At 47.1% G+C, this 22,519-nt stretch carries 16 protein-coding genes; 4 read left to right on the forward strand and 12 right to left on the reverse strand.

Going from position 1 to position 22,519, the window contains the following annotated elements; translation table 11 throughout:
- Positions 1-17: 17 nt before the first annotated feature.
- The 4 genes from NSS82_RS26640 to NSS82_RS26655 form a co-directional block, all read right to left on the reverse strand.
- Complete coding sequence (locus NSS82_RS26640) at positions 18-854, reverse strand: aldo/keto reductase (RefSeq protein ID WP_076225256.1); 837 nt, start codon at positions 852-854, stop codon at positions 18-20.
- 155 nt (positions 855-1,009) lie between these two features.
- The gene (locus tag NSS82_RS26645) at positions 1,010-1,465 is read right to left on the reverse strand and encodes a cupin domain-containing protein (protein ID WP_036686965.1); all 456 of its coding nucleotides are present in this window, start codon (positions 1,463-1,465) and stop codon (positions 1,010-1,012) included.
- Positions 1,466-1,567: 102 nt separating this feature from the next.
- Positions 1,568-2,503, reverse strand: a complete 936-nt coding sequence (locus tag NSS82_RS26650) for an SPFH domain-containing protein (protein ID WP_036686962.1) — start codon at positions 2,501-2,503, stop codon at positions 1,568-1,570.
- Positions 2,503-3,027 carry an NfeD family protein gene (locus NSS82_RS26655; protein WP_256718601.1) on the reverse strand — a complete coding sequence of 175 codons (525 nt, stop codon included), beginning with the start codon at positions 3,025-3,027 and terminating at the stop codon, positions 2,503-2,505. The genes NSS82_RS26650 and NSS82_RS26655 overlap by 1 nt, the downstream gene beginning before the upstream one ends.
- Positions 3,028-3,539: 512 nt before the next feature.
- Between NSS82_RS26655 and NSS82_RS26660 the strand changes: the two genes are divergently transcribed.
- Together NSS82_RS26660 and NSS82_RS26665 are read left to right on the forward strand one after the other, a co-directional pair.
- Positions 3,540-5,489, forward strand: a complete 1,950-nt coding sequence (locus NSS82_RS26660) for a glycosyl hydrolase family 18 protein (protein ID WP_076273746.1) — start codon at positions 3,540-3,542, stop codon at positions 5,487-5,489.
- Between the two features lie 61 nt (positions 5,490-5,550).
- On the forward strand, positions 5,551-7,953 hold the full coding sequence (locus NSS82_RS26665) for a glycosyl hydrolase family 18 protein (protein ID WP_076273747.1): 2,403 nt from the start codon (positions 5,551-5,553) through the stop codon (positions 7,951-7,953).
- Positions 7,954-8,365: 412 nt separating this feature from the next.
- On the opposite strand, the gene NSS82_RS26670 is transcribed toward NSS82_RS26665, so the two are convergent.
- From NSS82_RS26670 to NSS82_RS26680, 3 genes are all read right to left on the reverse strand, one after another.
- Positions 8,366-9,022, reverse strand: a complete 657-nt coding sequence (locus tag NSS82_RS26670) for an XTP/dITP diphosphatase (protein ID WP_038573081.1) — start codon at positions 9,020-9,022, stop codon at positions 8,366-8,368.
- Position 9,023: 1 nt separating this feature from the next.
- Positions 9,024-9,782 carry a ribonuclease PH gene (gene rph / locus NSS82_RS26675; RefSeq protein ID WP_036686952.1) on the reverse strand — a complete coding sequence of 253 codons (759 nt, stop codon included), beginning with the start codon at positions 9,780-9,782 and terminating at the stop codon, positions 9,024-9,026.
- 163 nt (positions 9,783-9,945) lie between these two features.
- Positions 9,946-11,079: a GerMN domain-containing protein gene (locus tag NSS82_RS26680; RefSeq protein ID WP_170914313.1), complete on the reverse strand. Its 1,134-nt coding sequence runs from the start codon at positions 11,077-11,079 to the stop codon at positions 9,946-9,948.
- 269 nt (positions 11,080-11,348) lie between these two features.
- On the opposite strand from NSS82_RS26680, the gene NSS82_RS26685 reads away from it, so the two are divergent.
- Positions 11,349-11,957: a phosphatidylglycerophosphatase A family protein gene (locus NSS82_RS26685; protein ID WP_036686950.1), complete on the forward strand. Its 609-nt coding sequence runs from the start codon at positions 11,349-11,351 to the stop codon at positions 11,955-11,957.
- A gap of 1,571 nt (positions 11,958-13,528) precedes the next feature.
- On the opposite strand, the gene NSS82_RS26690 is transcribed toward NSS82_RS26685, so the two are convergent.
- The 5 genes from NSS82_RS26690 to NSS82_RS26710 all read right to left on the reverse strand — a co-directional run bounded on the left by NSS82_RS26690 (position 13,529) and on the right by NSS82_RS26710 (position 20,703).
- The gene (locus NSS82_RS26690) at positions 13,529-14,539 is read right to left on the reverse strand and encodes an MBL fold metallo-hydrolase (RefSeq protein ID WP_076272778.1); all 1,011 of its coding nucleotides are present in this window, start codon (positions 14,537-14,539) and stop codon (positions 13,529-13,531) included.
- A gap of 38 nt (positions 14,540-14,577) precedes the next feature.
- Positions 14,578-15,312 carry a class I SAM-dependent methyltransferase gene (locus tag NSS82_RS26695; protein ID WP_076099469.1) on the reverse strand — a complete coding sequence of 245 codons (735 nt, stop codon included), beginning with the start codon at positions 15,310-15,312 and terminating at the stop codon, positions 14,578-14,580.
- A 151-nt stretch (positions 15,313-15,463) separates the two neighbouring features.
- The gene (locus NSS82_RS26700; protein WP_076272773.1) at positions 15,464-17,155 is read right to left on the reverse strand and encodes a glycoside hydrolase family 13 protein; all 1,692 of its coding nucleotides are present in this window, start codon (positions 17,153-17,155) and stop codon (positions 15,464-15,466) included.
- Between the two features lie 71 nt (positions 17,156-17,226).
- A complete protein-coding gene (locus tag NSS82_RS26705) occupies positions 17,227-18,882 on the reverse strand; it encodes a response regulator (RefSeq protein ID WP_038573084.1) in 1,656 nt (551 codons plus the stop codon).
- Positions 18,883-20,703: a sensor histidine kinase gene (locus NSS82_RS26710; protein ID WP_076272772.1), complete on the reverse strand. Its 1,821-nt coding sequence runs from the start codon at positions 20,701-20,703 to the stop codon at positions 18,883-18,885.
- Between the two features lie 238 nt (positions 20,704-20,941).
- Between NSS82_RS26710 and NSS82_RS26715 the strand changes: the two genes are divergently transcribed.
- Complete coding sequence (locus NSS82_RS26715) at positions 20,942-22,318, forward strand: ABC transporter substrate-binding protein (protein WP_036679562.1); 1,377 nt, start codon at positions 20,942-20,944, stop codon at positions 22,316-22,318.
- The last annotated feature ends 201 nt before the right edge of the window (positions 22,319-22,519 follow it).

Genomic DNA, 22,519 nt, shown 5'->3' on the forward strand with positions numbered 1-22,519 from the left:
TCTTATCTGAACGATCCTTAAAAGTTAAAGTTGTCCGGGTCCGGGCCAAATCGATGGTCTTTGTTCAAGCCCTCGATAGCTTTGACATCCTCATCACTAAGCGTAAAGTCAAAGAATCCCGCATTCTCCTTGATTCGATCCGCATGTACGGATTTAGGTATCGTAATGACACCTTGCTGCAAATCCCAGCGAAGTACAATTTGAGCAGGGGTCTTGCCATACTTCTCAGCCAGCTCGTTTAAGAGCGGTAGATCAAGATTCCCTTGCATTAATGGACTCCATGCTTCAAGCTGAATGCTCTGTTCATTGGCATATTTCAGCAGCTCACGCTGAGTCAACAGCGGATGGAATTCCACCTGATTCACCACTGGTACCACTCCGGTATCCTCGATGATATCTTTCAGATGATGAACCTGAAAATTGCTCACGCCGATAGATTTGATGAGGCCCTCTTTTTGCAGATGAATTAAGGCCTTCCATGTCTCACGATATTTTCCTGCCACCGGCCAGTGTATGAGATACAGATCTAGATAGTCCAGACCTAGCTTGCGCCGGCTATCCTCGAACGCTTTTAGCGTAGACTCATAACCTTGATCAGGATTTCGTACTTTAGTCGTAATAAACAGCTCATCCCGGGCCACTCCACAATCACGAATAGCTTGTCCTACGCCTTCTTCGTTATTGTATCCGGCTGCCGTATCAATACTTCGATATCCTAATTCCACTGCGGTTTTGACCGCATGAATAACCTCTTCGCCATCTTTAGTCTTATACACGCCAAGACCCAGCCACGGCATGGTCACCCCATCATTTAAAGTAGGACCACCCGAGAACGGTGCATTCAATTCACTCATCACTTAACCCTCCAAGCTTATTGTTATTTCGTTAAACATACTTAACCTTTTTACCCACTTAAGAAGCAAACGCTACCATAAAAAGTATAGCAGATGGCTTCATCATTCCCCAAATCCTTATAAAAAAACGGAGGCGTAAGCGCCCCCGCTCTTCTTTATTTCTCAATTAGTTTGAAATCATCAAAATGGAATTCAGGAGAAACAATACAGGATACCAGTGTCGGCTCTTTGCCTAACGAACGCGCGGCCTGCCATACTCCCGCTGGAACAACCACTTGTGGCTGCTGGCCTGCAGCAATATCGAGACCCAGAATAACTTCCTGCACATCCTCAGGCTTATCTCCATTACCTCCGAGACTAAGCACGATTGGACTACCGGAATGCCACAACCAAACTTCATCGGACAATACAGTATGCCAATCAGATTGTTCGCCTTCGTGAAGCAGAAAATAAATTGAAGATGCCGAATGACGTGATCCAGAATAGCTATCGCCTAACACTTCCTGCGAAATTTCAAATTCCGAATTCCAAAGTCTTTTGTACCAACCACCCTCAACGTGAGGCTGTAATCCAAGCAGTTCAACTAGCGGTGAAATTTCTTTTTGCGTCACAGTAGCTTCTCTCCTTCAAAGTTAGCATGAACAACAATAGCTTCATATGCATAAGGTTGTTTTTGCTTTTTACTTTAACGGAATAAGCTCGAATTGTAAAATCTATTTACTGTCCTTGCTCGCTTTGAAGACTTCCGCAATCGCTCCAAGACTTCCCAGCGTTTCAACAGCGCTAGTTGGCAAGAACACTTTATTAGCAGGGCCTTTGGCAATCTCAGCCAGAGCCTCGAAGGAACGATAAGCCAGCACCTGCTCATCCAGACCTGCTGAACGAATCAGCTCAATGCGTGATTTTTCTGCTTCTGCCACGGCTTGAATCGCTTTAGCCTCACCGTGTGCTTCCAGTTCCTGCGCCTGCCGTGAACCCTCTGCTTGACGGATACGCGCTTCTTTATCGCCTTCTGCTTTTAGAATCTTACTCTGTTTATCCCCTTCAGCGCGTAGGATCATATCCTGCTTGGCAGCTTCCGCTTCCAAAACAATGGCACGTTTGCTCCGCTCTGCTTTCATCTGCTTATCCATCGCTTCCTGAATATCCAACGGCGGTTTGATATCGATAACTTCCACACGCTCGATCCGTACGCCCCACTTCTCAGTAGCTTCATCGAGAGCAAGACGGATATCCGTCGAAATCTTTTCCCGTCCAGACAAGGTCTCATCCAATTCCAGCTTACCGATGATTTGCCGCATCGTTGCCGTCGAAATGTTTCTTACCCCATAAACATAATCAGAAATACCATAAGTAGCTTCCTCTGGTCCAACCACCTGGTAGAAAATAATCGTATCAATCTGCACCTGCACGTTATCCTTTGTAATTACCGTTTGCGGAGGTACATTTGCTTGTTGAATCCGTAAATCATGGTAGGTGCGCACCTGATCAATTACAGGAATCAGAATGTTCAGCCCCGGTGTCAGCAGACGATTAAATTTACCGAGCCTTTCCACTACGCCTACCCGCTGCTGTGGTACGATTTTGACTGTTAATGCCACAAAAACTACGACCACTACAATAATAATTGCGATAATTGCCCATTGCATTAGTTCATTTCCCCCCATCGTTCTACTTCGATAATCGTCGTGCCTCTTTTCACTACTCTTACAACCTCATCCTTGCCTAGAGACTGTTCAGAGGTCGCGCTCCACGTATCTCCGCCTACCTTCACTTGCCCGTAACGTCCCTGCTCTATCGGCTCAACAACTACTCCTTGCCTACCGATGATTTCTGTACCTGTATCCTTGAACCCACGTGAATGGCGAAATCTAGAAACCAGTGGTTTCGAGAATATAGTCAGACCAAGTGCGACCAGTGATCCAAGGACCACCTGAAACAAAATGGCTTCGGGAACAATCAGCGACACCAAACCTGCGGCCAAAGCACCAATACTAAGCCACAATAAATAAAAAGTAAGCGTCATCATCTCTACAACAAACAGGACACCGGCTGCGATCAGCCAAAACACCCACACAACCATCGGTGAGCCCACCACCTTCCGTATGATACTACTATAACGAAAAGAAACATCGATGCGTTGCATAGTTCCATAAAAAAATATTTCAGGCATGTATATAATTTATATTCATTACATCGGTGGTTATGTGTTTCTTCATGAGTTTCTTGATAAAAGGCGAGTATACAAATCCAAAAGGGTTCACTTTTTGACGAGTCACTATAAATTAGAAAATTCTCCCCCTATATCACCTGATTTTATCCCTAGCGCAATTGCAAGCTATGCTTGAGAATAAGAGTTACCATCACCCATTTATATCTAATTCATCCTAATTATCCAACTTCCAAACATCCTCCTCTATTCATTCAAACCATACACAGCATGTTACATCTTTTAAAATCAATGAAACAGCAGCACACAAAAAGCATAAAAGAAAGCGCTTACTGAATGGGTAAGGCTTGATTTGGACCGCTGCTTTTTTGCTGCTGAATCTACGAATTGAACTTCAATAGAATGATAGGGACGCCAAGGGTGATGGTGCACTACAACCGACGGGAGGTGAAGGTCAGGACATCTTGCCGAAAAGAATTTCGAACTACACTTTGAATCTAGGAGGTAGAAATTCAATGATCTTCACGAAAAAAGCTTCACGCAAAACCTTTGCAATTGCGATGATCGCCGCGCTTGTTCTGACACTCTTTTCCACCCTGGGTGGCAGTCCCAAAACAGCCAACGCCGCACAGGATTACAAACTGGTTGGTTATTACGCTTCATGGGCCGCTTACGGGCGTGCTTACAATGTAACAGATATCGATCCTACCAAAATGAATGTCATTAACTACGCTTTTGCGGATATTTGTTGGAATGGCATTCATGGCAATCCCGACCCCACTGGCCCTAATCCGGTGACCTGGTCTTGCCAGAATGAACAAGGCCAAGCCATCAGCGTTCCGAACGGTACGATTGTTCTTGGTGACCCTTGGATTGACACTGGAAAAAGCTTCGGGGATGACAAATGGGATGATCCCATCAAAGGTAACCTGAAGCAGCTATGGAAGCTGAAGGAAAAGAACCCGAACCTGAAGACCCTAATCTCCGTTGGGGGCTGGACCTGGTCGAACCGTTTCTCGGATGTAGCTGCGACAGCTGCGACCCGTGAGGTTTTTGCCAATTCCGCGGTTGATTTTATTCAAAAATACAAGATGGACGGCGTGGATCTCGACTGGGAATATCCAGTAAGTGGTGGACTCGCAGGCAATAGCTACCGTCCTGAAGATAAAGAAAACTATGTACTGCTGCTGCAAAAAGTTCGCGAAAAGCTAAATGCAGCCGGCGCGGCGGATGGAAAAACCTATCTGCTGACCATTGCTTCCGGGGCAGGCCCAACGTATATCAACAACAATAACCTGGCCGGCATTGCTTCCGTTGTCGACTGGATCAATATTATGACCTATGACTTTAATGGGAGCTGGAACACCACCACCGGACATAATGCTCCGTTGTACTATGATCCCGCAGCTTCCGCTTCGGGCTTAACCGAACCGCAAAATTTTAACATCGATAAAGCGGTAACCTCCTATCTTGCGAATGGTGTACCTGCGAACAAGCTTGTACTTGGCATGGCTTTTTACGGTCGTGGTTGGGGCGGAGCTCCTGCTTCAGGAAACGGCCAATATCAGGTATCCGCTGGCATCTCACCAACAGGAACATGGGAAAAAGGCAGCTATGATTTCTATGATCTCGAAGCTAATTATATCAACAAAAACGGCTATACCCGCTATTGGAATGATACATCCAAAGTGCCTTATCTCTATAATCCAACAAATCAAACCTTTATCAGCTATGACGACGTAGAATCCTTTGGCCACAAGATCAGCTACCTGAAGTCCAAGGGTCTTGCAGGTGCTATGTTCTGGGAAACAAGTGGTGACCGGAACAAAACACTAACCAATAAACTAAACGCCGATCTTGGTGGCGGAGTGGTGCAGCCGACACCGACACCATCCACATCACCAACACCTACACCTACGGCAACTCCAACTCCTACGGCAACAGCAACGCCAACGCCAACTGCAACCGTGACGCCAACCCCAACGCCTACACCGGGACAATGTTCGGCAGCGACCTGGGGTGCAACAACCGTATACACTGGCGGACAGCGTGTCTCCTACAATGGCTCAGTCTATGAAGCCAAGTGGTGGACGCAAGGGGATCGTCCTGATCTTAGCGGACCTGATGGGGTCTGGAAATTCATCAGCGTATGCGGAACAGCGACACCAACGCCAACTGCAACTGTGGTCCCAACTTTAACACCTACGGTAGTACCAACGCCTACCGCAACCGTTGCACCTACGCCTACTGTCGCGCCAACGCCAACTGCAACCGTTGCACCTACGCCAACTCCTTTGCCTACCGCTACACCTACTTCGGAAGGGTCTAGCTGGGGAACAGGCGTTGCGTACAAAACAGGTGATGTCGTCGCCTACAACGGAAAAACATATACCTGCTTGCAGCCCCACACTTCACTTCAGGGCTGGGAGCCAGCCACCTCACCTGCTCTTTGGAAGCTCAATTAAAGTCATGCAGGAAGCAGCGTTCCCTAAATAACATTATCCCCCCCTTGGAGGTATATTAAATATGATTGCAAAAGCACGTGCTAAGCGCAAAATATCCATAAGTTACCTTGCTGCGCTAATGAGCCTAATCGTTCTGGTTCCACTTTACACCGGGACAGGTGCATCCTTACCAGTGGCCCATGCAACGGAAACAACACCTTCCGCTCCCGCTCCAGCAGCTGACCATCCTCGCAAAATCGTTGCTTACTTCCCAGAGTGGGGCGATCAGGAGAACAAAGGATTTTACACCGTAGACAAAATTCCGTGGGATAAAATTACCCATATTAACTACGCCTTCGCCAAGGTAAATCCTCAAACGAACAAGATTGATCTCATGGACCGTACAGCTGCAATCGAAAAAGACTATCCCGGTCAGCTGACTACCCTGCCTTTTAAGGGGCATTTTAACCAACTGATCAAGTACAAACAGCTCTATCCTGATGTACGCACCCTGATTTCTGTTGGCGGCTGGTCGGGTTCCGGAGGATTCTTCAACATGGCGAATTCGGAAGCCGGGCGAGAAGCTTTTGCCAATAGTGTTGTGGATTTTCTGCGTACCTATCAGTTCAACGGAGTGGACATCGATTGGGAGTACCCTTCTGGCACTGGGCAGTCCGGTAATCCTAACGATTTTGCCGTGGCAGAACCGCTGCGTACAGTTAATTACAACAACTACGTTCTTCTTATGAAAAAACTTCGCGAAAAGCTCGATCTGGCAGGTTCACAAGACAATCAGAAATATGACCTGACTATTGCGGCCACCGCCTCTTCCTGGATTCTTGGGGGCATGAAGCTTGGGGAAGCCAATCAGTATTTAGACTGGGCGAACCTTATGACCTATGATTTCCATGGTGCGTGGAATGGTTATGTAGGGCCGCATTCTGCACTGTACCCGGATTCCCGCGATACTGAAACTGCTGCGCTGGGTACTCCGGTTCTGAATACCGACTGGGCGGTCCGATACTATCTCGGTACGCTTCCTCCGGAAAAAATCGTGATCGGAGTTCCTTATTATTCACGAGGCTGGAAAAATGTGAATGGAGGCATCAACAATACCGGCTTTTACGGCACAGCTCCGACAACCGGTGGGGGAGCAGATGGCCAATACGGCATCTGGAATGATCCCGCACCAGAGCAGCCTGCTGGTGCAAATCCGATCTGGCATGTGCTAAATCTGCTCAAAGATCCAGCGAATAAACGTTACTTCGATCCTGTTACCAAAACACCGTACTTGTTCAACGCAGACAAGAAGGTTTTTCTTACGTATGAAGATAAGGAATCTCTAGGCTACAAGCTGGATTACATTAAACAAAAAGGCTTGGGAGGCATGATGTTCTGGGAATTAACGGGCGATTACTCTGAGCAGAGCGATGGCACTTATACGTACGGCAATTCTCTGACCGATTTTGCCTATGATCAGCTGAAGACAGCCTCGCCGCCGGGCGGAGCTCCTAAGCCGCAGTTGCCTGAACCTAAAAACTTCAACCTCAGCTTCAGCGGCGCTTATGATCATCCGAACTATACCTATTCATTAAAAATAACGAACAACACCGGTGCGGATATTCCCGGTGGCTGGAAGCTGGAATTCGACCTGCCAACAACTACAACCCTAACCTCGGCATGGGGAGCCGGTAGCGTTGAGCAAATCTCCACGGCCTGGGATTTCAACCGCTACCGTATTACAGGTACAGCTACTCAAACCATTGCAAACGGAGCTTCACTTGAAATTCCGGGTATGATGAAGCTGAATTTTTCAGGCGGTCCACAGCGAATCACCCTGAACGGAAACTCGTCCCAACAGGAATACGATAAACTGTACGGTGGCATTACGCCAACACCAACACCGTCTGCATTACCGACAGCAACACCTACTCCGACGACTACACCAACAGCAACACCAACGGCAACACCTACAACAACACCGACTCCGACGGCAACCGTGACGCCAACGCCAACTGTAGCGCCAACACCTACTCCTACGCCGGGACAATGCTCGGCAGCGACCTGGAATGCGGCAACCGCATATACTGGCGGACAACGTGTTTCCTACAACGGCTCAATCTATGAAGCCAAGTGGTGGACACAAGGCGATCGTCCCGATCTTAGCGGACCGGACGGTGTCTGGAAATACATCAGCGTATGTGAAACAGCAACGTCTACACCAACGGCAACTGTAGCTCCAACGGTAACACCGATTTTGACACCAACGGTGGCACCGACGCCTACAGCAACCGTAACACCCACGCAAACTCCATTACCGACTGCTACACCTACTTCGGGAGGGTCTAGCTGGGTAACAGGAGTTGCTTATAAAGTAGGTGATGTCGTTGCCTACAGTGGAAAAACGTATACCTGCTTGCAGCCTCACACTTCACTTCAGGGGTGGGAGCCAGCTTCTACACCTGCTCTTTGGAAGCTGATATAATCGGGTGCTCTCTTTGATTCCAACAAGAAGATTGTCCCATTACAAGGAGAACATCCCATTATTAGTGCAGAGTCATACTCATTCTCTGGGGCTTACGTTAAGGACCCAGTTGACGTTATTTACAAATTTCAAGCCTTTGGAGCTATGTTTCGGACTCCAGTGCTGCTATTCCTTATGAAATGCTTCTTTTGGGGTGTTTTTCGTGCCCATAGCGACTTTGGGGTCCAGTAGAATCTCAATTATCGGAAATAGCTACGTTTAAGGTCAGCTGTGTCCGGGTGGCAGCTTCATACGGGTAAATGTGTTAGAATCGAACGAAGTTTGAGGCTTAGTTCAAAGGGAAGGTATAAAAAACGGGGGTGCCCAGCAGCCATTTCGCGGCTTTTGGACACCCCCACTTTTATAAAAAACTCTATTCCGGCGATAGGCCGCCTTCAGCTGCCAGTTTCTTCTCCAGCTTCGCCGTCAGCAGTCGCAGTGCAGTTCCTCGATGGCTGATCTGCTGCTTCTCTTCCAGCGTAAGCTCGGCCATAGTTTTTTCATGTTCCGACAGGTAGAATAGCGGGTCGTAACCGAAACCACCGGCACCTGATGGTTCTGAAGTAATCCAACCTTCGACCGCACCTTCTGCGGTTAGCTCCTGCTTGGAAACTGGATCGTACAGCGATAAAGTACAGACGAACCTAGCCGTGCTCAGCAAAGGCTGATCTGTGTCTTCCCCCTGTTTCAATCTCTCTAGCTCGCTAAGCAGCTTTAGGTTATTTTCCCCATCCGTAGCATCTTCACCTGCAAAACGTGCAGAGTACACACCAGGTCTGCCATCCAAAGCATCTACACAAAGACCCGAATCATCAGCGAGTACCGGAATTCCAAGTGCGTCACCTACGGCTTTGGATTTTTTAAATGCGTTTTCTGCAAAAGTAGCTCCGTCTTCTACCACATCGGGCAGATGCGGATAGTCATACATACTCTTAACTGTCAGGCCCAACGGGGCAAAAGCGTGCTCGAATTCGCGCACCTTCCCCTTATTCTTCGTAGCGACAATGAGAATATTGCCTGTGGAATTCATGTTACACCTCTTGGCCCGGCTGGCCGGAAGGGATTTTCAGAGCAATCGCTCCGAGCGCTTCTTTTTGTGCGGCAATCAGTTCATAAATCCCTTTCTCACCTAGACCCAACAAAAGATCCAGCTCTTGACGCGAGAATGGTCTTTCTTCGCCAGTTCCTTGTACCTCAACAAAAGCACCGCCGCCGGTCATGACTACATTCATATCCACTTTGGCTTTGGAATCCTCTTCATAATTCAGATCGAGCAGTGTTTTATCCCCTACAACACCTACACTAATTGCTCCCAAAAAGTCTGTTATAGGAAAAACAGCCAGCTTGTGCTGTAGTGCAATTTTATTAATAGCAAATGCCATGGCAACAAAAGCGCCTGTTATCGAAGCCGTCCGAGTTCCCCCATCCGCCTGAATCACATCACAATCCAGCGTAATGCTGCGTTCACCTAACGCTTGTAAATTCACCACGGAGCGAAGCGCACGGCCGATCAGCCGTTGGATCTCCATTGTACGTCCGGTAAGTTTACCGCGTGCAGCTTCACGCTGATTACGGGACTGGGTGGCCCGTGGAAGCATCGAATATTCGGCAGTTACCCAGCCTTTTCCTTGTCCTTTAAGAAACGGAGGCACTTTTTCCTCTACAGTAGCCGTACAAATGACTTTGGTGTCTCCCATCTCAATGATCACGGAGCCCTCAGCATATTTATTCGTTTGGGTCGTTATTGTCAGCGGCCGTAATTGGTCGTCAGTTCGCCCGTTTGATCTCATCTTTTCTGCCTCCTACATCGTATAGCTAATAGTTTAGTGTGAGTCCCGTTTCCCTGTTGTTCATTGCGGCAGTTCACCGTTCGGGACGTTGCGTCTTTTTGAGCAACTTTTATTCTACCAAAGAGGAGGCACAAAAGCATCTTTTAAACCTTAGAAGGTCATTCTATAACGGGAGCTCGTTCAAAAATTCAGGTGCAGAAACAGGTTTGCTATAGTCCACATTGTCAGTGTCGGTAATCGATTGTTTGCCGTTCAAACGAATTTGAACTAAAGCATCTTCCGTATTTTGCGCAACAGTCAGAACAACCGATTCCAGCAATTCGGCAGGAACTTCCTTCCCATCTGCGAACATATCGTCAGTCAAGGATACAGTAACAACACCGTTTTGTCCGGCTTCAACCGAATCAAGTGATGTGCCCTGTGTCATAACCATTTCCAGACCGTCTCCGGATTCAGGTCCCGCAATCAGTTCATTGATAGCAGCAGTCAGCTGTTCTTGCCCTGCGGGTACAAAGCGCGTAACCGGAACATAATATTGGATACCGTCAGGAGATGTTGTGGAAAAATAAACAGTAACCGCACTAGAGTTCATCAAAGATGGACCTTGTTTAGGCAGGTTAATGCCCATTGTGCGGGACAGCGGGCGATCCAGCGGAGTACCTTGAAGCGGCATTTCCGTAAGCTTTTTACCATCTACCCAGAACTGTACACCTTTAATGTCATCTTGACCGGTCAGCGTCCAAGTGATCGCTTCAAGGATTTTGCGTTCATCCGCAGCATCGTAGTTGTTAAATTCCGAATTGAACTCAACAACTGCCAGATTCGACTTGTCTACCGTAATGCTTTGCACCTCAGTTCCAGCTGGTAGAATGCCTTGGAAGCCTTCTGGCAATGAGGACGCATATTCTCCCTTATTCACTAATGCCATTAAAGAGTTCTTGAGCGTGCTGGAATCTTTGCTTTTTGGCAGATTTAGCGACACTGGAGCGAGTAAGCCGTTTCCATCTTCCAAATATACGGTCGTCCGGTCACCGGAAGCCGTTGTTTTATCCGTTGCTTTAGCGGTTTTGGTGCTGTCCTTAACAGCTGTTTGTGCATCATCCTGAGCCACTGGACCAAATACACCTGAATCCAAAGTGTTATTTCCCTCTGTCTGTAGCATCTGCGCTTCAACCTCAGGTGGCGGAGCATCAATCGATGCTGATTCCGAACCGAACAAGCCACAACCGGACAGTGCCAGTGGAACTGCGAGTAGGCAGACCGCGGAAATCCCGCGGATTTGTTGCATTGTTTTCATCATTTATTACCCCTTTCAAGGTTAGATAGCATTTGTACTGCTATGTATACGAGACCTTTGTCCAAAAAATAACAACTGCTTATCCTAAATTGTTGGAAAAGCCTGTGTACTTTATTTTCAGGTTGGGTTGGATCTAGATTTTAATTCACATAGACTCCGCTTTCTGGACAAATACTTCTTCTAAACGTACAATCTGAGATAACACCAGCGCTTAACATCATGCTAACGAACGTTGTAATGCAAAGACTTAACTTACGAGGTGACTAATCATGGCTGATGAACCAATCGCAAAAATACCTTACAGTCTGAACAGCAAGGCAGTCGCAGATGCGACCAAAGTGTGGTTGAATAAGCGTGGAGTGAATCTGCAGGAAATCGCAGAGCTCGTTATGTTTCTGCAAAAAAAATATTATCCAAACTTAACAATGGAAGAGTGTGTCCATAACGTTGAGATGGTACTCAGCAAACGGGAAGTGCAAAATGCAGTACTTACGGGCATTCAATTGGACATGCTCGCGGAGGAGGGGAAGTTGTTTCCGCCGCTTCAGGATATGATCGAAAATGATGAGGGATTATACGGAGTGGATGAGATTCTGGCTTTCTCCATCGTAAATGTATACGGCAGCATTGGCTTCACCAACTATGGTTATGTGGACAAGCTTAAGCCAGGCGTTCTTGAACGGTTGAACGACAAAAACACCGGGCAGATCCACACCTTTCTCGACGATATCGTCGGAGCTGTAGCCGCTGCAGCTAGTAGCCGAATCGCACACCGTAAGCAAGCGGAGCGTGAGATAGACCTCGAACTTCCGCATTCACCTGAGGATCGCGAAGAAGCTGCAAGGAAACTTGCAGAACATGAAAAACAACCGGAGTAACCGGTGTTTTGGGTACACTCTGAGAATTAAAAAGCGATTGTTTCGTAACCCTTGCGGGTTATGAGACAATCGCTTTTTTTGAGGTTGGGTTGGGTTGGGTTGGGTTGGGTTGGGTTGGGTTGGGTTGGGTTGGGTTGGGTTGGGTCGGGTTGGGTTGGGTTGGGTTGGGTTGGGTTGGGTTGGGTTGGGTTGGGTCGGGTTGGGTTGGGTTGGGTTGGGTTGGGTTGGGACCGTTTTAGGGAAAAACTCCCTAAAAAATACCGAAAATCGTTCAAAACCTAAGGTATTAGGGAATTCTTCCCTAATAACTCTACGAAAACCTTAATTTATAGCTACATTCGTAGAATATTAGGGAGAAATTCCCTAATATCCGCTCTACACCTCAACAATCCTCAAAAAACAGGGAGGAATTCCCCAATTAGTCAATACCAACACTTAGTTACTCGGCAAGATGTGTTTCTACCCACGAATAGCGGCATCTGAGTCCGAATGATCTGTGTGACGCATGAGTTAAGTAATCAAATGTTAGTTTGGTAATGCGTTCGGACTCAGGTGACACTATACTCACAATCCCCTTAGATTTGGACACTTTCGGACTCCAGAGTCGCTATTCACTCAAAAATGACCAATAACTACCCTCTGCACTAGCAATAACGCCTCTCCGGTCCGATACTAACCTCAAAAGCCCCAAAACCCACGAATAGCGGCATCTGAGTCCGAATGATCTGTGTGACGCATAAGTAAAGTAATCAAATGTTAGTTGGTAATGCGATCGGACTCAGGTGACACTATTTCCATAAAACACCCTTGATTTAGTCACTTTCGGACTCCAGAGTCGCTATTCACTCAAAAATGACCAATAACTCCCCTCTGCACTAGCAATAACGCCTCTCCGGTCCGATACTAACCTCAAAAGTCCCAAAATCCACGAATAGCTGCATCTATGTCCGAATGATCTGTGTGACGCATAAGTAAAGTAATCAAATGTTAGTCCGAATGTTCAGCCTGACGCATGAGAGTTAAGTAATCAAATGTTAGTCCGAATGTTCAGCCTGACGCATGAGTTAAGTAATCAAATGTTAGTTTGGTAATGCGTTCGGACTCAGGTGACACTATACTCACATATCCCCTTTGATTTGGACACTTTCGGACTCCAGAGTCGCTATTCACTCAATAATGACCAATAACAACTCTCTATACTATCAATAACGCCTCTCCGGTCCGATACTAACCTCAAAAGTCCCAAAACTCACGAATAGCTGCATCTGAGTCCGAATGATCTGTGTAACGCGTAAGCAAAGTAATCAAATGTTAGTCCAAATGATCAGCCTAACGCATGAGTATGTAATCAAAGATTAGTTTGGTATGCGATCCGACTGAGGAGCTCAATATTCATATAAATAGCACCGAATTATACTCTCTCCTTAGTCACTAAAACCAAAACCCAAAAAAAGAGCAGTCCCAATAACACAGGACTGCTCTGTACCTCTACTTGATCATAACCTTCACATCTCAATTCATTCCATCAATCATCATTCATCACTCATCACTCTTCGAGCCCGCTAGAAACTCTAACTAACATGGTCTCCAGCACTTTGAGATGCTGCAAATAATATAGCACCATCCGCCTCTATCATCACTGCCCGCTCCCGGCGCATCAGCTCCGCTAAATGCGCCAGTGTCTCACTCATCGCAAAGCGCATCTGGTGAACGGTGGTTACCCGGCTACGAAACAGAATTTCGCAGACTGCGAAGCCGCTCAGCGGGCCGTTTGCGAGCAAGGCTGCAGCGGTATCCAGCCGCTCCTCATGATGAGCGAGCAGGCTGCTGACCCGGTGCGTGAAGCCCGTGAACGGTTCCCGATGGCCCGGGAACGCCATGCTGACCGGATAGCTGCCCAGCTCCCGCAGCCCCTGAAGAAACGTCTGCAGCGGCTGTGGATCGCTGCCTGGAAGCAGGCTGACATTGGGCGAAATCTGCGGCAGCACAGCATCGCCGCAGATCATTTGCCCGCTGTCCGCATGATAAAAGCTCACATGTCCCGGTGCATGTCCGCCAGTTACAATCAATTGCCATTCACGGCCACCCATCCCAAAAGGCTCTACCTCATTCAGATAAGTTACAACCGGCTGCGGCTCCACTTGCGTGTCAAAGCTCTCCAAATGCGCTTTAATTCCACTCGACCATTCTTCCGACATTCCGTGTCCGATGAAATATAACGGCAAAACTTCATTGATATCCGTGTCACTGCCCCACATCAACATCGCTTCGGCATGAGCACGTTCAGTCATCCATACCTTACATCCGGTCTGTAACTGCAACCATCCCGCCAATCCATAATGATCGGGATGATGATGTGTTACGACGATATCCCGCACGTCCTTCCACGACAATCCCAGCTCCTGCAGGATCGCCTGCCAGCATTTTTCTGTCTCCGGGCTACGCGGACCGGGATCAATAATAGTAATTCTGCCATCCTCATCGGGCAGAATATAGCTGTTCACTTGACGAAGCGGCGAGTCCATGGGCACCGAGACCTGAAGAATGTTCTCGTCCCATGAAGTGATATCCGCCTTAGACATGGTGCGATCACCGCCTTTGAATCTTTTTCCTGATACCATTACGATCGAATTCCACTAAAAATCATCCGCGTGGAGCTTTCTGCATTATAAACCTCATCTTCATAGCTGCCATGCACAGCTTCGAGCTGTAAACCCGCTTCCTCGATCATCCCGCTGAATTTCTCCAAGGAATACAGCTTCACACGTTCATGATATTGGCGAGGTGTAGAATCATTTTTAGAGGTTAAAATGATGTCCTTCTTCACGTACCCATCCTCGATCCGCCGCGACTCATCAATCAGATTTTTTCCATCCTCGCGGGTAGAATGCGGCACCAGATGACGAATCACATACGCAGGATTCAGATAATCAATAACAAACTTGCCACCCGGCTTCAACATCCGATAGATTTCACGCAAAACCTTTACCTGCTCCTCATCCTCTTCAAAATAACCAAAGGAAGTGAATAGATTAACCACAGCATCGAAACCTCCAGTTAACGGTAGGTCACGCATGTCAGAACGCAGCCAAGTTACCTGCTCCGCTCCTGTTTGAGATCTTGCCTCACGCAGCAATACCTCTGATAAGTCCACTCCAGTTACCTCGTACCCTGCTTCCGCAAGCGCCAGTGAATGACGTCCCATCCCACAACATAAATCCAGCACTTTGGAGCCTGGCGGTAGTCCCAGCCACGAGATCATTCGTTCAACTTCTTTACGAGCTCCACCAAAGTCTCGATGTTTGTATACGACCAGATAATCCTCTCCGAAGCTCTTTTCATACCATTCAGTCATGTTGTCTCTCCTCCCACAGGCGTCTTCCTGTAACTCCACTCTATGTATGTTAATGTATCGCCATTGTACAGTCTTTTACTCACAAACTCAAAGAAGAGTTGTCACAGTGAGCGTTCAGCCCCTTCATGACAACTCATTCCTACAGCTTCCTTTACACAAGCTGCTGCAAATATACTCGTGCTTCATAAGGTCGAAGTTTAAGCGGTTGGATCTGCTCATCTTTTTCCACGGAATAATTAGAAATTAACAGCTCTATATTTTCTGGTTGGAACTCTGCTGGCCATTCGAATACAGGCTCTCCATCATAAAAATTCAGAATAACCAGCAGCCGCTGATCTTCCAATGTCCGGGTATACGCATATATCTCTGTATGCTCTGCAAGCAACAGCTCGTAGGCTCCATAAACGATGACTTTATGTTTTTTTCTCAGGGCAATCAGCTGTTTATAGTAGTTGTAGATGGAATCGGGATCTTTAATCGCGTTGCCAGCGTTGATTTCCATATAGTTGGAATTCACTTCAATCCAAGGTGTCCCCGTCGTAAAACCACCTGCGTGACCATCGTCCCACTGCATCGGGGTGCGGGCATTATCCCGGCTTTTATGATGAATGGCAGACATAATCTGCTCTTCTGGAACGCCGTTTTTTCGCTTTTCCTCATAATAATTAAGCGTCTCTACATCCCGGTAATCATCAATGGATTCGAAACAGACATTCGTCATTCCAATTTCTTCGCCTTGATAAATATAAGGTGTGCCTTCCAGCATGTGAATGAAGGTCGCCAGCATTTTAGCCGAAGGAATCCGGTAAAAAAGGTCGTTCCCAAACCGGGACACTGCGCGCGGCTGGTCATGGTTGCAGAGATAATTCGCATTCCAGCCTTTGTCATGCAGAACCGTCTGCCAATTACTCATAATCTTTTTCAGCTCCAGTAGACTCCATGGGACGACATCCCATTTTCCACTACCTGCCGAAGCGGCATCCAGAAACATATGCTCAAACTGAAAAGTCATATTCAGCTCCCGGCGACCATCACCTACATAATCTAGCGCCTGCTCCGGTCCAAGTCCTGAGGTCTCTCCTACCGTCATAATATCGTAGAAATAAAGCACTTTATCATATAAATTCTGTAGCAGGGTATGCACATCTGCCAGATTGGAGAACATTCCATAAGCCCGTACGGTAGGTGTTCCACCTGGATTATCCGCATCCGGGTAACCTTTCGTCTTCACGATATGTGCAATGGCATCAAAGCGAAATCCGTCCACACCCTTCTTCAGCCACCATTCCACCATCTCATGCAGCTTATCAATGACCACGGGATTCTCCCAGTTCAGATCAGGCTGATATTTGGAATAGAGGTGAAGGTAATATTCATCGGTCCGCGGATCAAGCTCCCACACCGAGCCACTGAAATAAGACTCCCAGTTATTCGGGGGACCTCCATTTTTTCCTTTTCGCCAAATATAGTAGTCCCGTTTCGGATTATCCTTCGACGATCTGGATTCAACAAACCATGGGTGCTCATGTGACGTATGGTTCAGAACCAAATCCATCATCAGCTTCATCCCACGTGAGTGCATCTCCCTCAGCAAATGGTCAAAATCATCCATCGTGCCAAATTCCTTCATAATGTCACAGTAATCACTGATATCATAACCGTTATCATGGTTTGGCGATTTATAAATAGGGCAGACCCAAATCACGTCTACACCTAAATCCTGCAAATAATCCAGTCTGGATATGATTCCTTGCAAGTCTCCAATCCCATCTCCGTTACTATCCATGAAGCTAATCGGATAAATTTGGTACACGACACTTTCTTTCCACCATTTCGGGTTCATTTCTCGGTTACCTCCTATTTAGCTATATGTAGAGTTTAACCACACAAAGCCTAGTAGATAACAATTTGCTCCTACTTCCCTAGTCCCTTTTGATATTGTGAGGGCGTAAGTCCGGTCCATTTCTTAAAAGTAGCACTGAAGTGGCGTTCTTCCCCGTAGCCTACTAACTTTGCAACAGCGTACATTTTTAAGTTTTGGCGGAGCAGCTTTTTTGCCTCTTCTACCCGGTATTGATGCAAATAATCGAGAAAATTCACACCCAGCTCCTGGCGGAACAGTGAACTTAAATAAGTATTAGATACATAAGCTTCCTTCGCAACATATTCCAGAGACAGATTGGTATTATATTTGTTACGGATGATCTCGAGCGCTGTAACTACTGTTCGATGCAGAGGGCGATGTTTAGAAAAAGCCTCCACCACATTCTGCATGATCTTATTCAGGATCGTAGACAATTCTTCCAGCGTCTCGATCTGCGGTGCCTGCTCCATCCAATTGACCAAATGCTGTTTCCATTCGAATCCAGCTACTTGTTTTTCCTGCGCAAGCCTCTTAAGGCGAACGACAAAAGCTGTTGCCCGAATATTCACCTCCTGCTTGAGGCATCCGGGGTTTCCGCGAAAGCGCTCCAGCCATTGCTCCAGCAGATCGAGGGCAAGCTCATTACTTCCTGCACCGACTGCCACAAGCATCTCATCCTCCAGCACATTTAATTCAGGATCATCTAAAATCCCGATCTCCTGTGCGCCACCCCCAATAACTCCCGAGCCTTCTGTATAAAAATAAACGCCGCCTTTCCCGTTCAGAAAGCGGGATTCCATGGCCTGAAGCGCTTCTTTATAAGACAGGTGAGCTTCCGAAATATCCGCACGACAGGAGCCTACAGCAATACTGATTGACAGCTTGAGGTATTTCTCCAGATTGCTTTGCAGCATCCCGATCTGCTCTTTTAAATAGATGGGGGTTCGGTAAGACTTGCGGGAATCCGTTCCAGCTAAACCACTGCCGATCCAGAGCAGGAGATTGCCATCATGAAAGGTCTCGATTTTTCCTTTATAGATAGGAGACAAGGTTTCACTAATAATATTTAGGGCCGCGTAACGCAAAAGTACAAAATCCTGCCCAGACCCACCAGCAGAGGGAGGATCAAAATCAAAGCTGACCAGCCCAATCTGCGGACCTTCGTGGCTAATAGCCATAGCTAACTCACCGATCAGCTCCTGCCGCCGCTCCAGCGGAACCGGAGGATGATGAATCCATTGGGACAGCACTTGGCTTTTGACAAGCGGTGCATTTTTATGCCAGGAACGATCTCTTTTTAGCTGCTCATTCTCCTGACAACGCTGCCTTTCAATTAGCTCCTTAGCCTTTAGTACCGTCTTCAGAATTTCTTCCGGCCGGCACGGCTTCAGCACATAATCGACAACCCCCAGCGCAATCGCTTGTTTCGCATAAGAGAACTCATTGTATCCAGATAAAATAATCGAGCGAAAGTCGTAACCGCGACGCCGTCCAGCTTCGATTAGCTCCAGACCATTCATCTGCGGCATGCGGATATCCGTTAACAATAAATCCGGCTGTTCAGACTCCATCAGAGCCAGCGCTTCACTTCCGTTCCCCGCCTCGCCCATTACCTCAATCTGATGCGAATTCCAGTCAATCATATTGACGATACCCTCACGGATGGTGTCTTCGTCTTCAGCAATCAGCAGCTTCAGCTTCATCATTTAGGGACCCTCCACAGTGATATGAATGATAATACGTGTGCCTGCTCCTTCTACACTCTCTACTTGCAATGAGGCTCCGGCAAAAAACAAAGCTAAACGTTCCTGTACATTCGAGAGTGCAAACCCCGAACGTCCAGCATTCTCCTCTTCCTCCGAAATAGAGCTTCCTCTCGCTAAATGCTGATGTAGCTCCTGAAGTCTTTCCGGCGTGATTCCCACCCCGTTATCTTGAACCTCGAGTACAATAGTTCTATCTTTGCGGAAGGCGCGAATCGAGATTAGCCCACTTCCAGCCAGTGGCTCGATCCCATGAATCACTGCATTTTCCGCCAGTGGCTGGAGCAGCAGTTTCGGAACTGTGAAATCCTTGATACTCTCATCCAAGGCAATTTCGAACTCAAAACGTTCTCGAAACCGATTTTTTTGCAGGAACAAATAATTCGTCACAAGCTCTACTTCCTGTTCCAATGTAAACGTATCCCGCCCATCATTTAAGCTCAGCCGGAATACTTGAGAAAGCGAATAGACCATATCGGCTATTTCTTTGTCGCCCTTTTTCTCAGCTTCCCAACAAATCGTATTCAGCGTGTTATATAAAAAGTGCGGCCTGATCTGTGCCTGAAGCGTTTTCAATTCTGCTTCCTGCTGCTTCAGTTTGGAGGCATATACATCATTGATGAGCGATTTGATCCGCTGCACCATTAGATTATAACCATGGCCCAAAAGACCAATCTCATCATTTCCTTCAAAAAATACGCGCTGCGTGAAATCCCCTGTCTGGAATCTGCGCATGGAGCGGGAAAGCTTTTTCAGCGGTTTCGTTATTGAGGCGGCGGCGAGCCAGGTAACCATTAAGCTAACTGCTAAGCACAGAAAAGCGATCGTCACCGTGACCTGTGAAATCTGTCCCAGCTCTTTGACAAGCTGCCGTTTGGAATGCACCACCACTACATACCAACCCGTCGTTTCTGACTGCAGATGCGAGACAATCCACTGTTTGTGATCCGCTGTAGACTCCAGTCTCTCCTTTAGGCTCAACTTAGGATCGCTGTCCGCAAAATACGGAAGATCAAGATCTCTTTTGCCGATCCAGCTCTTGTTAGAAGCCGTAATGATGAGCCCGTCTCGATCTACCACAAACATATCTACATCATCTTCAGAGTTGTCTAGATATTGGCTTCCAATCTTACCAGCATCGACCCCGATCACCGCAAGCCCTGCCGGTTTTAAAGTATATACATTCTTGATAATTCTGGAAAGTACAATCTTATGATAATGATCACCAACAAATATGCCATCCGTGGGTCTGGACAATCCAAAGGTTGGACTACCTGCGGCTTCAACGGCTTCCTTGTAGTACGAGGTTTGGATAAAGTTAGAGAACTTCATGCCAGTTGTCAATCCGGCTTGGTTCGCAGCAAAAGGCTCCGCCCCGTTATTCTGGTCTTCCAAAGAGTATAGAATCAGTGATTGAATCGAGTTGCCAGCGACCATCAGGTTGGTGACCGTTTTAAATACGGAATTTCGTTCTTTTTGTGCTTCTGACGACACTAAGAGCCGCTGCACACTTTCATCCAGAAAGAGTGTATTGGAAAAAGAAATCATTCCCCTCACCATCTCATCAATCTGCTCTGCTGTTTTTCGGGTCAGGTGATCCTGTGACTGTTTCATTTTCTCCACCACCTGCTGCGAAGAGATCTGATAGGAGTTCCACCCCATAGCGAATATAGTCACGAGAAGCAGCGGCACAAACCATAATAACAGCTTAAACTGGAGCGGAAGATGGCGATAACGGCTTAATAAGCGGATGTTTCGATTCATGAGAACCACCTTCATGTATAATCAATAAATGTGTAAACCAAGTATAACTGAAATCATTAAACCCTGAACCAGCTTTTTACAATCACTGAAAAATGCCTACATAGTTCTTAAATATGGACCATGTTTCTATCGGTCATAAACTCTTAAGATGGGGATGCAAGAAGAAACGACATTGTCGTCCTCGTTTGATGACAGCCGTTCTAGTGGAAATATATCTCATAAAAAAGGTGGGTTTTTGATGAAAGGTAAAGGAATAAAGCTAGCACTTATGAGTCTAATGCTACCAGCTCTGCTGGCAGGCTGCGGTGGCGGAAATAACAATGCGAAAGCTACCAATGCACCTACAAATGACAAGGCCGAAGCTACTGCCGAAGCAACAGCTAGTGCAGGGGAAAACACACCCGCCGAAAAAATCACACTGAAGTTCTTCACCGCGCTCGCGGATCGGGCAAATGGTTCAGGTAAGGTAGAGCAAGACATTATCGATGCTTACATGAAAGAGAACCCTAACGTCAAGATTGAAGTGGAAGCGCTTCAAGATGAGCCTTACAAATCAAAAATCAAAGTGTATGCCTCCAGCAATCAGCTGCCTGATATCATTCAAGCCTGGGGTCAGCCCTCCTTCCTGAGTCCCCTGCTGGATAACGATCTGCTGCTTGAACTGAACAGCGCTGACTTCGAAGGTAATCAGTTTGTGTCCGGATCCATGGACGGCTTCAGTAAAGATGGTAAACTTTACGGTTTGCCGCGTGGTGCCGACTACATGGTCATGTACTATAACAAAAAAATATTCGCTGACAACGGCATCGAGGTTCCAAAAACCACAGATGATTTGCTTGCCGCCGTCAAAACACTTCGTGCCAAGAAAATTAACCCGATCGCTATGAATGGTATGGACGCTTGGACATTGCCTATCTGGTATGAATTTGTAGCCCAACGTCAGACTGGCGATTTCAATACAATGGATGAAGCTGTTGCGCGTAAAATATCCTTTACAGATCCTAGTCTCGTTGCAGCCGCAACTGAAATGCAGCAATTTGCCGATGCTAAAGGTTTTGCCGATGGCTGGCTGACTGCCGATTACGGTGCTGCACGCAACTTGTTCGGACAAGGGCAAGCTGCCATGTTCTTTATGGGCGCTTGGGAGTCGGGTCTGGCAACAGACGAGAACTTCTCTGAAGAATTCCGCAATAACGTAGGCGCTTTCGCTTTCCCTGCTTCAGATAAAGGTAAAGCAACCGATGATGCCGCTTGGTATGGTGGTGGATATGCAGTCAGCAAAAATTCCAAACATGCTGAAGCCGCTGTTGATTTCTTGAAATATTTCTTCGCTCCAGAGCATTGGTCTAAAATGCTATGGCAAGCCGGCGCGGGTACACCTGCGCAGCAATTCGATCAATTCCTAACGGGTAACGAAACCCAGCTGCAAAAAGAATTGATTGAAGTGTTCAGCTCGATGACATCCTCCAGCGGTACTCCACTGCAGGATGTGGGTGACGATGAGTTCAAGCAAAAGGTAATGGAGGCGCATCAAAGCCTGCTTTCTGATGCAATTACCCCTGAAGAATTCGCCAAAGCACTGGATGCTGCATCCGATAAATTCGCTGGTAAATAAACCAGAGACTACAAAAAACATGAACCTTAGCGCTCCTGAAGTAACCTTATAGATGGCAGTGCGCAAACCCCGGCTTCCCCCAGAGGCCGGGGTTTTGTTTTCGAAAAAATGTATACACCGATCTGAAATTTACGGCATGTTCCGGTGCCTGGCTTCCCGTTACGATGGTAATAGATAGATTACTCTTTAAAAGGACGGAGA

Origin of the sequence: Paenibacillus sp. FSL H7-0735 (assembly GCF_038008505.1) — a bacterium.
Lineage (GTDB): Bacteria > Bacillota > Bacilli > Paenibacillales > Paenibacillaceae > Paenibacillus_AQ > Paenibacillus_AQ odorifer.

Excerpts from the sequence above, each read along its gene's own strand:
- NSS82_RS26640 (WP_076225256.1), bottom strand. The coding sequence starts at position 854 with ATGAGTGAATTGAATGCACCGTTCTCGGGTGGTCCTACTTTAAATGAT.
- NSS82_RS26650 (WP_036686962.1), bottom strand. The coding sequence starts at position 2,503 with ATGCAATGGGCAATTATCGCAATTATTATTGTAGTGGTCGTAGTTTTT.
- NSS82_RS26655 (WP_256718601.1), bottom strand. The coding sequence starts at position 3,027 with ATGCCTGAAATATTTTTTTATGGAACTATGCAACGCATCGATGTTTCT.
- NSS82_RS26660 (WP_076273746.1), top strand. The coding sequence starts at position 3,540 with ATGATCTTCACGAAAAAAGCTTCACGCAAAACCTTTGCAATTGCGATG.
- NSS82_RS26665 (WP_076273747.1), top strand. The coding sequence starts at position 5,551 with ATGATTGCAAAAGCACGTGCTAAGCGCAAAATATCCATAAGTTACCTT.
- NSS82_RS26670 (WP_038573081.1), bottom strand. The coding sequence starts at position 9,022 with ATGAATTCCACAGGCAATATTCTCATTGTCGCTACGAAGAATAAGGGG.
- rph (WP_036686952.1), bottom strand. The coding sequence starts at position 9,782 with ATGAGATCAAACGGGCGAACTGACGACCAATTACGGCCGCTGACAATA.
- NSS82_RS26680 (WP_170914313.1), bottom strand. The coding sequence starts at position 11,079 with ATGAAAACAATGCAACAAATCCGCGGGATTTCCGCGGTCTGCCTACTC.
- NSS82_RS26685 (WP_036686950.1), top strand. The coding sequence starts at position 11,349 with ATGGCTGATGAACCAATCGCAAAAATACCTTACAGTCTGAACAGCAAG.
- NSS82_RS26690 (WP_076272778.1), bottom strand. The coding sequence starts at position 14,539 with ATGTCTAAGGCGGATATCACTTCATGGGACGAGAACATTCTTCAGGTC.
- NSS82_RS26695 (WP_076099469.1), bottom strand. The coding sequence starts at position 15,312 with ATGACTGAATGGTATGAAAAGAGCTTCGGAGAGGATTATCTGGTCGTA.
- NSS82_RS26700 (WP_076272773.1), bottom strand. The coding sequence starts at position 17,155 with ATGAACCCGAAATGGTGGAAAGAAAGTGTCGTGTACCAAATTTATCCG.
- NSS82_RS26705 (WP_038573084.1), bottom strand. The coding sequence starts at position 18,882 with ATGATGAAGCTGAAGCTGCTGATTGCTGAAGACGAAGACACCATCCGT.
- NSS82_RS26710 (WP_076272772.1), bottom strand. The coding sequence starts at position 20,703 with ATGAATCGAAACATCCGCTTATTAAGCCGTTATCGCCATCTTCCGCTC.
- NSS82_RS26715 (WP_036679562.1), top strand. The coding sequence starts at position 20,942 with ATGAAAGGTAAAGGAATAAAGCTAGCACTTATGAGTCTAATGCTACCA.